Below are 12,045 nucleotides of genomic sequence, written 5' to 3'. Positions count from 1 at the left end.
TCTTCCAGGTGGCCGATTACGGCCTGGTGGCTGACCTGTTCGAAGCCGTACCGGAACTGGAAAAGCTGCTGTAATAGCGCTTTCCGGCCTGCCGTACAGAAAACCCGCTCTTCGGAGCGGGGTTTTTTATGGCTATGTCTGAATTAGCTGTTGCCGGAAGTCGACCGTCGGTCCAAGAGCCTTGTAGGAGCTAGCTTGCTAGCGAAAAGGGGCCATTCGCTGGCAAGCCAGCTCCTACGGGCAATACAGCTACTTGCAACCCTTAATGCAGACACAGCGTTTTTATTGCCTATCAGCTACGACTGGCATCGAGGAAGGCCTGGTAGTGGCGGGCAGTTTCTTCCGGGCGCTCGATCATCGGGGCATGGCCACAGTCCCGCATGATCACCACCTTCGGTTTTTTCAGCAGAGGCTTCATGACTTCGATGCTGGAAACATCCAGCACCCGGTCACGATCTCCCCAGAGCAGCAGAGTAGGGGCTTCGATTCGCGGCAGCTCCGGCTCTAGTGGGATATACCGCTCCCGGAGCTGTCGGAAGACTTCGTTGTAGTGCGCCTCATTGGCCATGGATTGCTCGGCGAGGTAGGCCTTCACCGACTCGGGAAGGGGCGGCGGCTCGACGAAGACGAAATCCAGCAAACGCTGGAAGTCATCGGCATTGCGCACGACGAGGGGGTTGGGCTGGCCGCTTTCGATGAGGCGAAACATTTCGCTTCTGTTCGGCGCCGTGATGCCTCCATTGTCGAACAACGCCAGGCTGCGCACCTGCTGCGGGTAGCGGGCTGCGAAGATCCCGGCGATATGGCCGCCCATGGAGTTGCCCACCAGGTGCACTTTGCCCAGCTCCAGCGTTTTGATGAAGGACTCCAGGCGCTCGGCCTGGGTGCCGACGTCGTAGCTGCCGGCGGGACGGTCACTGTCGCCGAAGCCGGGCAGGTCGAGTGCGATAACGTGATAGCGCTCGGTAAAGTGGCGAGCGAAGCGCAGCCAGTTGTCCTTGCTGGCGGCGAAGCCATGGATCATCACGATGGTTTCGCCCTTGGCCGGGCCGCCCTCGTAGTAATGGATGCTAAGATCGCCCAGCGCGATTTGGCGCTCCGTCAAGCCGGCGAGTTGACGCTCCATGAGACGCACGCTGGCGGTGAGCGCCGCAGGAGAGAAATAGAGGGTTGTCGCCGCAGCCGTCAGGAGGATGACGACTGCGATGATGAGTTTCTTCATGGCCTGCCCTTATCGCGAATAGTCCTTTCAATCGCCTGTACGCTAGCATGAAGCTCGCCCCGGGCGATGCGGCCCAAGCCAGCGCCAATCGAATGTCCAGCCCAGGAAACCTCAGATGCCAAGATTGCAGCTCTCGTCCTTGCTTCTCGTGCTGTGCCTGTTGCCCGGACTTGGGCAGGCCGCCGGGAAATGCGAGCGTCTGGTGGCCACCGGCAATCCCGAATATCCCCCGTATCTGTGGCGTGATCCTGAGAATCCCAAGCAACTCATAGGCGCCAATGCCGACCTGCTCAAGCAGATCGCCAAGGAACTCGGCATCAAGGTGGAAATTCTCTACACCGGCCCATGGTCCCGCGCCCAGGACGAAGTACGTACGGGCCGGGTCGACCTGATCGCGGGTGCATTCCTCACCCTGCCGCGCCTGGAAACCATGGACTATGTTCATCCCGCTTTCCTGGAAACCCAGAGCGTCGTCTGGGTGAAGCGCGAACGCGCGTTCCCCTACAGCGGTTGGGAGGACCTGCGCAGCCACACCGGAGGCACTCTGGTGAAGAACAGCTTCGGCGAAGCCTTCGACCGCTTCGCCAAGGAGCACCTCAAGCTCGAAGAGGTTCCCAGCCTGACCCAGGCCTACCAGAAGCTGCTGCTGGAGCGCACCGACTACGTACTCTACGAGCGTTACCCCGGCCTGGTGCTGGCCGACACGCTGGGTATGGCCGACGATCTGGTCGCGTTGGAACCTCCGATTTCCAGTGAAGGTCTGTACCTGACCCTGTCCCACAACTCGGCCTGCAACGACCCCTGGCTGCGCGGACAGCTCGCGAAAAAAATGACAGAATTGGTCGCCGCCGGAGTGCCGCAAACCCTGCTGCAGCGCAACTTGGAGCGCTGGAAGGCACTGCAGATGCAACCCGCCGGTACTCCCGAATGATTAGGAATCTTCTAGTGAGCAAAACACCCCTGTTTGCAGCCGGCCTGGTTGTGCTGGCCCTGGCCGGCTGCGCCAGTGACCCGGCGCCCATCGAGCAGATGCGCCTTACCGAGAAGGCCGTGGAGCAGGCCAAGGCCGTCGGCGCCACCGAGCAGATCGAGGAAATGAAGCTTGCCCAGGATAAGCTCGCCCTGGCTGAAAAGAACATGGGTGAGCAGGACTACAAGCGCGCACGCGTCCTGGCCGAAGAAGCGGAGCTGGATGCACGCCTGGCTGAAGCCAAGGTGCTGACGAAGAAGAGCCAGGACCAGTTGGCCGAGCTGACCGCGCGGATCAATCGCCTGCGCAAGCAGTTGGGAGATGTGCAGTGAATCGGAATCATGCTTTGACCACCGGCCTGGTGCTCAGTCTCGGGCTCCTCGGTGGTTGCGCCAATCAGCAGCAGACCGAACAGAGCCTCGAACAGGCCCGCCAGATGTTCCAGAAGGTCAAGGAGGACCAGAACGTCCTCAGCGCCGCGCCGAAGGATGTGATCCGCGCGGGCGAGTCCCTGGCCCGTGCCGAGCGCCTGTCCAGTTACTGGGGCAATGACAAGGACGTTGTCCATTACGCCTACCTCAGTCAGCGCTACAGCGAGATCGCCAGCCAGCACAGCGAACAGAATCTGAACCAGGCCCGCGCCGCCAAGCTGCAGCTGGAGCGCGAGCGCCTGCAACTGGCCCTGCGTGAAGCCAAGCTTCTCAGCGTCCAGCAGCAGGGCAAGTGGCTTGAGGATCAGATGATCGCGCTGGCCGCCACCGAAACAGATCGTGGCCTGGTGATGACCCTGGGTGATGTGCTGTTCGACACCGGTCACGCCGATCTCAAGGCTTCGGCCAACCGCACCGTGCTGAAACTGGTGCAGTTCCTTCAGTTGAACCCGCGCCGTGTCGTGCGCATCGAGGGCTACACCGACAGCAGCGGCACCAAGGCAGACAACCTCAAGCTCTCCACCGACCGTGCGCAGGCGGTGGCGGACGCCCTGGTCGACCTCGGCATCGATGCCAAGCGCATCCAGGTCCAGGGCTTTGGCGAAGCCTTCCCTGTAGCGGAGAACGCTTCCAACCGGGGCCGGGCACAGAACCGCCGGGTAGAAATCGTCTTCTCCAACGAAAAGGGCGAGCTCGGCTCGGCACGCTGACGCTGTACTGCCACAAGGCCCCGGTTGCCGTTCGGCACCGGGGCTTTTTCATGGCTGGACAAATTCACTGTATCGCACACAATTTCCCGATCTGTACCGGTGCAGTTTTGAAGTGTTCAGATAGTGTTTCGGTCCAGTGATACAGGTGCCGTCATGACCAATCTGTTGCTCTACCAACGCATCGCCCAGCAACTGGCCGATGATATTCGCCGTGGTGTCTACCAACCGGGCGAACGCGTACCGTCGGTGCGCAAGCTCAGCTCCCAGCTCAGTGTCAGTCACGCTACCGTGCTCCAGGCCTACGCCAGCCTGGAGGACCAGGGGCTGATTCGCGCTCGCCCGCAATCCGGCTTCTATGTGCACCAGACCCCGGCCCTGACCGCGTCCACCCCGGATATCGCCCGCGTAGAACGCCCGGGCCTCGTCACTCGCGCGAGCATCATCCAGCAGGTGTTGGCCGAGTCCCGCCGTGAAGGTGTCTTCCCCCTGGGGGCGGCGGTGCCCCATGTCGATTACCTGCCGGTGCGCACCCTGCACCAGCAGCTTGCCAAGGTCACACGCTTCCATAGCCCGCGCGCCTTCAGCTACATGTTCAGCCCCGGCTTCGAGCCGCTGCGCCGCCAGGTGGCGATTCGCATGCGTGATGCCGGCGTGGTGGTGGACCCCAGCGAAGTGGTGATTACCCACGGCTGCGTGGATGCGCTGCAGATGAGCCTGCGGGTGCTGACCCGTCCGGGTGACCTGATCGCCACCGAGTCGCCGACCTACTATGGCTTGCTGCAACTGGCCGACCTGCTGGGCCTGAAGGTCATCGAGATTCCAAGCGACCCGACCACAGGCATCAGCCTGGAAGCCTTGCAACTCGCCGCCAACCAATGGCCAATCAAGGCGCTGGTACTGACTGCGCGACTGAGCAACCCGCTCGGCGGCACCATTCCCGAGGAGCGGCAGAAGCAACTGCTGCGCCTGTCCTCTGACTTCGACATCCAGATCATCGAAGACGATATCTATGGCGAACTGATGTTCGACCAGGGACCTTCCAAGGCGATCAAGGCCTACGACCTCGATGATCGGGTGATCTACTGCTCCAGCTTTTCCAAGACCCTGTCGCCCGGTGTGCGCATCGGCTGGATGATCGCCGGCAAGTACCAGGCGGAAATCCAGCGGTTGCAGACCTTCAGTACCCACTCGGCGTGCAGCGTCACGCAGATGGGCGTGGCGGCCTATCTCGAGAATGGCGGCTACGACCGGCACTTGCGTTACATCCGGCAGGAGTACCGGAAGAACCTCACGGCCTTCCAGCTCGCGGTCCAGCAGTACTTCCCAGAAGGCACCCAGATCACCCGGCCCAACGGCGGCTTCATCCTCTGGATCAGCTTGCCGGCCAAGGTGAACACCAAGGACCTGCACATGCGTGCCTTGCAGCAGGGCATCAGCATCGCGCCGGGGTTGATTTTCAGTAACACGGAACAGTTCAACCACTGCGTACGGCTGAATTGCGGCATCCCGTGGAACCGCGAGGCCGAGCGGGCCATGATGACACTCGGCATGCTGGCCAAGCAGCTCTGCCAGGAGACCGGCCTGTAGGGGCGAATTCATTTGAACTTGGGACACCACGTCCTGTAGGCGTGCTCATGAGTCACCGGCTCTACCCGTGACGATTCAAATGCCCGGGCTGGCAGGATGAAGCCGATCCGGTAGGGTGCGCCGTGCGCACCGGCGGTTTGGCGGGGTGCCTAGCCGATCCCGGAGTCGGTGCGCACAGCGCACCCTACGATCCAGGCCGAGCTAAAGAGGTCGGCCTTGTGTTTGGGGGTTCGCCCCCCTTTCAACAATCCACGCCGCCTTAACCCGTTTGGCGCAGCGCCTCCGTCTACTGGTGCGAATGGCTCATTCGCTCCCAGGAGGCGTCCCATGTCCAGCAACAGTTTCCTTCAGCACCAACCCTTGGCAGCCGGCTTCACCGCCGGCCTGCTGCTGGCCCTGGCCGCCTGCAGTGCGCAGGATGCTTCTGCGCCTGCCAGCGGCAAGGCCGAGGCGCCGCCGCCCGCATCGATCCAGGTGGAGCCGGAGCAGCGCGAGGAGACCAAGGCCAGCGCGCCGGCAACCCTTGCCAAGCGCGCCGATTACGCCGCCGAGTCACGGCAGATGCCGATGATCGCGCCTGCGCCCATGCAGGATGCCTTGCAGCCCGGCTACCGCGACGTGCCCCGCGAGCAGTACCAGCACCTCGCCGACAACCCCGTGCACGCGGTGGCGAGCGAGCCGGTCTCCACCTTCAGCATCGACGTCGACACCGGCAGCTACGCCAACGTGCGGCGCTTCCTCAGCGGCGGCCAGCTGCCTCCGGCTGATGCCGTGCGGCTGGAGGAGATGGTCAACTACTTCCCCTACAGCTATCCGCTTCCCGAGGGCGATGTGCCATTCGGCATCGGCATCGAACTGGCGCAGACGCCGTGGAACCCGCAGACGCGTCTGCTGCGTGTGGCGATCAAGGCGTCTGACAGCCGCGTCGAACAGCTACCGCCGGCCAACCTGGTGTTCCTCGTGGATGTTTCTGGCTCCATGGATCGTCGTGAGGGCCTGCCCATGGTGCAGGGCACCCTCAAGTTGTTGGTGGACCAGTTGCGCCCGCAGGATCGCGTTTCCCTGGTGACCTACGCGGGAGAGGCGAGGGTGGTTCTGGCGTCCACGCCTGGTAGCGAGAAGGCGAAGATCCGCGCCGCCATCGACCAGCTCAGCGCCGGCGGCTCCACGGCCGGCGAGTCGGGAATCCAGCTGGCCTATGCCGAAGCGCAGAAGGGCCTGATTCCGAATGGCATCAACCGCATCCTCCTGGCCACCGATGGCGACTTCAACGTCGGCATCAGCGATTTCGAAAGCCTGAAGCAGCTGGCTGCGCAGAAGCGCAAGGGCGGGGTGTCCCTGACCACCCTGGGTTTCGGCATGGACAACTACAACGAACGGCTGATGGAGCAACTGGCGGATGCCGGTGATGGCAACTACGCCTACATCGACAACCTGCGCGAGGCGCGCAAGGTGCTGGTGGATCAGCTCGGCTCCACGCTGTCGGTTGTGGCCAAGGACGTGAAGCTGCAACTGGAATTCAACCCGGCCGAAGTCAGCGAGTACCGCCTGCTGGGTTACGAGAATCGGGCACTCAAGCGTGAAGACTTCAGCAATGACAAGGTGGATGCCGGTGAGATCGGTGCCGGACATACGATCACCGCGCTCTACGAGATCGTCCCCGTCGGTGCCAAGGGTTGGCTGGAGCCATTGCGCTACCAGCCAGCCGCCAAGGCCGAGGGCAATTCCGGCGAGCTGGCCTGGTTGCGCGTGCGCTACAAGGCGCCGGGCGCGGAGCAAAGCCGTCTGCTGGAACGGCCCATCGCTGCTGCCAAGGTCGCCAGTCTCACCGAGGCCAGCGAGGACCTGCGCTTTGCTGCTGCGGTAGCTGCCTTCGCCCAGCAGCTCAAGGGCGGGCAATACACCGGCGCGTTCAGCCTGTCCGACAGCGCCAGCCTGGCCCGCGCGGCCCGTGGTGAAGACCGCTTCGGCCTGCGAGGCGAATTCGTGCAACTGGTGGAACTCACGCAAAGCCTGCAAACTCCCGCTCCATCCCAAGCGCGGAAGGAATGACGTGAACGCGACCCTCACGGATGACGACGCCGCCTTGCTGCGGCGTTATCGCAACGGCGATTCCGAGGCCTTCGGCGTGCTCTATGCGCGTCATCGCCTTGGCCTCTACCGTTTTCTCTGTGGCCTGTGTGGTGATGGCGCACTCGCCGAGGAAATCTTCCAGGAAACCTGGCTGAACCTGATCCGCAGCGAGTCGTCGCCCCTCGGCCAGGCCAGCTTCAAGACCTGGCTCTATCAGATCGCCCGTAACCGACTGATCGACCACTGGCGCAAGCACGGGCGCTTGCAGGGGCGTGAAGAGAGTTTCGATGAGGTACTGCACGGTGATGCACTGCCGGGCAGCAGCCCGGACCCCGAGCGGGAGCTTTCCCTGAGCCGGGACCAGCAACGCCTGCGCGCGGCGCTGGACGAATTGCCGGGTGAGCAGCGCGAAGTATTCCTGTTGCGCGCCCATGGTGACCTGGAAGTGACCGAGATCGCCGAACTCACCCGTACACCCGCGGAGACGGTGAAAAGCCGCCTGCGCTATGCGCTGCAGAAGTTGCGTCGGCTGTTGGCCGACCCGGCCGCGGCGGAGGAGGTATCCGCATGAACCAAAACCCGCACAAGCCGGACGCCATGGAACGGGAACTGCTCGAACATTACCGCTGCCACAGCCATGACGAACCCTCGGCGCTGCTGGACCAGCGCATCCTCGCCGCTGCGGCAGCACAGGCGGCACAGAACCGGGCTGAAGCTGCGCCTTCCTGGGGAGAGCGGCTGCATGCCTGGCTGTTTGGTGCTGGTGGTCGGCAGCGCTGGGCGGTCGCCGTGGCCGGATTCGCCACCCTGGGCATCGGGCTCAGCCTGACCCTGCGAACCCAGCAGGAAGCCGAGCAACGTTTCGATGCGCCGCCCGCCAGCCCCGCCCAGTATTCGGCGCCAGCTCCAGCTGCGGCCCCCATGTCCAAGACCGCACCGGCTACCCTGGCCAGCCCTCCGGTGCAGGCTAAAAAGAAAGCTGCTGCCATGGCCGACAGCAGCGCTGAAGTCGAGGCACGCCAGCAGGAACCGATGCAATTGGAGGAGGCTGCTCCGAAGGTGGAAATGGCCAGGGCGGCTCCGCAAGTCGAGCCGCAAGCCAGCTTGCAACGGGTGCTGGCGCTACAGGCGGAAGGCAAACGCGAAGAGGCGCACAAGCTTCTGGATGAGTTGCAGGCCCGCTATCCGCAGCGGGACATCGCCGCTGAACTGCGCGAGTTGGAGCGTGACCGCTGACGACGGTCGCGCCGGACTTGCCACAGTGCTGGCGAAAGTAGAGCATGGCGCCATCACTGCCCCCCGCTAGAATTTCCATGCGTTCGATTTATCTGCTTTGTGCCGGCCTGGCGCTGACTCTACTGGCGGCTTGCGACAAGGATGCCCCGTCGCAGCCCAAGGCGCCGCCCGCACCGCCCCCCATCTCCTCCAGCCCGGAGCCGGCGCCCTCGTCTGCCGAGCCGGCCGCGCCCGTGCCGTCGGTACCCGAGACCACGCCAGTTCCGCCGCCACCGGTGCCAACGCCCAAACCAGTGCCGTCGCCGCCCGCCCCGGTCAAGCCGAAGGAGCCGCCGGTAGCTGCCGCAACCACGGCGCCACTGCCCAAGGCGAAGCTCGATCTCACCTTGCCAAAGGATCTGGTCGATCAGTTGCAACCCAGCGAGGCCACTACCGATCTACCGGACCAGCCGGTGCTGCCGCAGATGTTCGCGGACAAGCCAGCACCGGAAAGCCCGTTCCAGCTCAACGGCAAGTTGATTACCAACGAACGGGAAGACGACTACTGGCGCTCAGTGGAAGGCGCCGAGTTGCAGTTCGAGTTCAAGCGCTAGGACGTGGTCACGAGTCATCGGCTCGGCCTGTGATGAATCGAATGTCCGGGACAGCACGATGCAGCCGATCGGGTAGGGTGCGCCGTGCGCACCGGCGGTTTGACCTGGTGCCAAGGCGGACCCTGGAGCCGGTGCGCACAGCGCACCCTACGGTCCAGACCGAGCTAACGAGACCGACCTTGTAGAAGGGGCGGGGTCTCTCCCACAAAACTCAGAAGCGGTAGTCCCCGCGCTGGATGGCCTGATACAGCGCCCCATCCAGTGGGCGGAAGGCCGGATCACCGGGCAATCGCGCGAAAAGCGGTTCGCTCACTGCTGACGGGTCATAGGCCTGCTGCTTCAGATCGGTCTTCTTGTACTTGAAGGTTCCCGTCGTCTCCACCTCTCCCAGCAGGCGCACGAACAGCGGCGAGGCATAGGCCGGCAGCTCGCGGTCCAGATGGTCGGCTAGGGCCCGGTGATCCAGGCGCGCGCCACTGGCAAGGCGCAAGGCAGCCATGCCGCAGCGGCCGTTGGTGCCGGGAATCTCCACGCCATAGACCACCGCATCCTCCACGCCGGGGAAGGCGCCCAGGGTGTTCTCGACCTCGGTGGTGGAAACGCTCTCGCCTTTCCAGCGGAAGGTGTCGCCAAGGCGGTCGACGAATTGCGCATGCTTGCAGCCGATACCGCGCATCAGGTCGCCGGTGTTGAACCAGGCGTCGCCCTTCTTGAACACGTCACGCAGGATCACCGCTTCGCTCTTGGCCGGATCGGTATAGCCGTCGAAGGGCCACTTCGGGCTGATTTCGCTGATCAGCAGGCCCGACTCACCCTGCGCCACTTCCTGAAGGAATCCACGTGGGTCCCGTAGCGGGCGGTCGTTCTCCAGGTCATAGCGGACGATGGCGAAGGTGGCGGGGGAAAAGCCCACCGTGTTGTCGAAATTGAAGACGTTGGTGAAACCGATATTGCCCTCGCTGGAGGCGTAGAACTCCATCACCCGCTCAATGCCGAAGCGCGACTTGAACTCGCCCCAGATCGATGGGCGCAGGCCGTTGCCGATCATGCAGGTAAGGCTGTTGTTGCGCTCTTCGGGGCAGGGCGGCTGGTTCAGCAGGTAGCGGCAGAGCTCGCCGATATAGCCGAAGCAGGTGGCTTGGTAGCGCGCGACATCCTTCCAGAAATTGCTGGCGGAGAACTTGCGGCGCAGGGCGATAGCGGCACCACCCGCCAGCACCGAGGCCCAGCTCACGGTGACCGCATTGTTGTGGTAGCAGGGCAGGGTCAGATAGAAAACGTCGGTCTCGGTGAGGCCAAGGCCCGAATGGCCGAAGCCACCATAGGCCTTGATCCATTTGCCATGGCTGAGGATCGAGGCCTTGGGCAGGCCGGTTGTGCCCGAGGTGTAGATATAGAAACAGGCGTCCTTGAGGCGCACCTGCCCGGTGTCTGCGGGGTTGTCGGCGGACTGGCCCAGGGCGAGGCGCATCAGGTTCTGCCAGCCGGCCGGCGCGTCGCCGGGCTCGAGCAGGCTATTGGCATCGGCCACCCAGTAGCAGTGGCGGGCGTCTTCCAGTTCCTCGCGAACCTCATCGAAGGCGCCGCGCAGTTCTTCGCCCACCACGAAATGGCGCGCCTTCACCAGATTGAGGCTATGGCAGAGCACCTTGCCGCGTTGGGTGGTGTTCACCAGGGCGGCAATCGCCCCGAGCTTCGCCAGTGCGCCGAGCACTGCCAGCACTTCGATGCGGTTCTCCAGCATCACCGCCACGACGTTGCCATGGACCACGCCTTCCGCCTTCAGGGCATGGGCCAGGCGGTTGCTCCAGGCATTGAGTTGGGCGTAGTCGAGTTGGCGTTGCTCGTCGATCACTGCAGGGCGCTCGGGATACAGGCGTGCCGCCCGCTCCAGCGCCCAGCCGAGGGAGAGCGCTTTCTCGCGGTTGCGAATGCCGGTGTAGTACAGGCCCAGCAGCAGGCGCGGCAGACGTGGCAGGTTGGCCGGCAGGCGGGCGATGAAACTCAACGGGGAAATCAATTCGACCTGGCTCATGGTTCTCGCGTGTTGTCGTTGTTGTACGCAGTCGTCTTCCTGACTCTAGAACGGGCAGCCAAACCCCACCATGACCCTGGCGCGGCGATGTGGGGGCAGATGGGCAAATTGGGCAGGAGGACCTCTTCTTTGTGGGGCGAATTCATTCGCCAAGGGCTGCGAAGCAGCCCCATTGGGCGTTTCGGGGCAGACCTGCGGCCTGCTTGGCGAATGAATTCGCCCCTACAGGTTCATCGCCTTTGCCACAGACTTAATCCAGGAACAGATCCGGTACCAGCGAGCCACCCTGCGGGTCGTAGCGATACTGCTCGAAGTCGGTCTGGCCCTGTTCGCGCAGGATTTCCTCGTCGACCAACAGGCGGCCGGTGATGCTGCGGCCCTGGCTTGCCAGAATGGCGTGGGCGGCGTCGGCCATGATCGCGGGCGTGCGTGCGCGCTTGAAGACGTCGCGGCTACCCAGTTCGAACTCGATGGCGGCGGTGGCAATCATGGTTTGCGGCCAGAGCGAGTTGACGCTGATGCCATAGCGCTTGAATTCCTCGCTCATGCCCAGGGTAAGCATGCTCATGCCGTACTTGGTGACGGTATAGGGGCCGTGCTGGGCGAACCATTTGGCAGCCAGGTTGAGCGGCGGCGAGAGGTTGAGGATGTGGCCATTGGCGCTCTGCTTCAGGTAAGGCAGCGCGGCCTGGCTGCAGACCATCACGGCGCGAGTGTTGATCTGGTACATCAGGTCGAAGCGTTTGGGTTCCAGGCGTTCCACGCCCACCAGCTTGATGGCGCCGGCGTTGTTGACCAGCCCATCGATGCCGCCGAAGTGTTCGGCGGCCTTGGCCATGGCATCGCGCACGGCGTTCTCGTCGCGCACGTCCAGTTGCAGGGCCAGTGCTTTGCCGCCGGCGGCTTCCACCTCTTCGGCCACGCTAAAGATGGTGCCGGCCAGCTTGGGATGGGGCTCCGCGCTTTTGGCAGCGATGACGATGTTGGCGCCATCGGCGGCGGCGCGCAGGGCGATTTCACGGCCAATGCCGCGGCTGGCGCCGGTGATGAACAGGGTTTTGCCGGAAAGGGACATCTGGACCTCCTGGTTCTTGTTGTTGTCCGTGGCCGCGCTGCGGCCCTTGGCGAATGAGTTCGCCCCTACAAAGCGAATCGTGCCGCAATCTTTCGCGAGCAGAGCTCGCTCCT

11 protein-coding genes are annotated in these 12,045 nt (G+C 63.6%); 8 read left to right on the top strand and 3 right to left on the bottom strand.

All coding sequences use genetic code 11. The annotated features are described in order from the left end of the window. Positions 1-292: 292 nt before the first annotated feature. On the bottom strand, positions 293-1,222 hold the full coding sequence (locus tag MnOB_RS20855) for an alpha/beta fold hydrolase (RefSeq protein WP_077526127.1): 930 nt from the start codon (positions 1,220-1,222) through the stop codon (positions 293-295). Positions 1,223-1,337: 115 nt separating this feature from the next. Between MnOB_RS20855 and MnOB_RS20850 the strand changes: the two genes are divergently transcribed. The 8 genes from MnOB_RS20850 to MnOB_RS28900 all read left to right on the top strand — a co-directional run bounded on the left by MnOB_RS20850 (position 1,338) and on the right by MnOB_RS28900 (position 8,822). Beyond that, entirely contained in the window at positions 1,338-2,153 is an 816-nt protein-coding gene (locus MnOB_RS20850; protein ID WP_077526126.1) for a substrate-binding periplasmic protein, read from the top strand. 14 nt (positions 2,154-2,167) lie between these two features. After that, positions 2,168-2,524: a DUF4398 domain-containing protein gene (locus tag MnOB_RS20845; protein ID WP_077526125.1), complete on the top strand. Its 357-nt coding sequence runs from the start codon at positions 2,168-2,170 to the stop codon at positions 2,522-2,524. After that, a complete protein-coding gene (locus MnOB_RS20840; protein WP_077526124.1) occupies positions 2,521-3,333 on the top strand; it encodes an OmpA family protein in 813 nt (270 codons plus the stop codon). Before MnOB_RS20845 ends, MnOB_RS20840 begins: the two co-directional genes overlap by 4 nt. A 153-nt stretch (positions 3,334-3,486) precedes the next feature. Continuing rightward, positions 3,487-4,920: an aminotransferase-like domain-containing protein gene (locus MnOB_RS20835; RefSeq protein WP_077526123.1), complete on the top strand. Its 1,434-nt coding sequence runs from the start codon at positions 3,487-3,489 to the stop codon at positions 4,918-4,920. Positions 4,921-5,247: 327 nt separating this feature from the next. Continuing rightward, positions 5,248-6,972: a vWA domain-containing protein gene (locus MnOB_RS20830; RefSeq protein WP_077526122.1), complete on the top strand. Its 1,725-nt coding sequence runs from the start codon at positions 5,248-5,250 to the stop codon at positions 6,970-6,972. 1 nt (position 6,973) lies between these two features. Continuing rightward, on the top strand, positions 6,974-7,564 hold the full coding sequence (locus MnOB_RS20825) for an RNA polymerase sigma factor (RefSeq protein ID WP_077526121.1): 591 nt from the start codon (positions 6,974-6,976) through the stop codon (positions 7,562-7,564). Beyond that, positions 7,561-8,229 carry a hypothetical protein gene (locus MnOB_RS20820; protein ID WP_077526120.1) on the top strand — a complete coding sequence of 223 codons (669 nt, stop codon included), beginning with the start codon at positions 7,561-7,563 and terminating at the stop codon, positions 8,227-8,229. Before MnOB_RS20825 ends, MnOB_RS20820 begins: the two co-directional genes overlap by 4 nt. A gap of 77 nt (positions 8,230-8,306) precedes the next feature. Beyond that, entirely contained in the window at positions 8,307-8,822 is a 516-nt protein-coding gene (locus tag MnOB_RS28900) for a hypothetical protein (protein WP_158713839.1), read from the top strand. A 211-nt stretch (positions 8,823-9,033) separates the two neighbouring features. Here MnOB_RS28900 and MnOB_RS20805 read toward each other — a convergent pair whose 3' ends face one another. Together MnOB_RS20805 and MnOB_RS20800 are read right to left on the bottom strand one after the other, a co-directional pair. Then, positions 9,034-10,857: a long-chain-acyl-CoA synthetase gene (locus MnOB_RS20805; RefSeq protein ID WP_077526117.1), complete on the bottom strand. Its 1,824-nt coding sequence runs from the start codon at positions 10,855-10,857 to the stop codon at positions 9,034-9,036. 250 nt (positions 10,858-11,107) lie between these two features. Continuing rightward, positions 11,108-11,932, bottom strand: a complete 825-nt coding sequence (locus MnOB_RS20800; RefSeq protein WP_077526116.1) for an SDR family oxidoreductase — start codon at positions 11,930-11,932, stop codon at positions 11,108-11,110. Positions 11,933-12,045: the final 113 nt, after the last annotated feature.

Origin of the sequence: Metapseudomonas resinovorans (genome assembly GCF_002003485.1) — a bacterium.
GTDB classification, from domain to species: domain Bacteria; phylum Pseudomonadota; class Gammaproteobacteria; order Pseudomonadales; family Pseudomonadaceae; genus Metapseudomonas; species Metapseudomonas resinovorans_D.
This window is presented reverse-complemented; position numbering and strand designations above follow the sequence as displayed.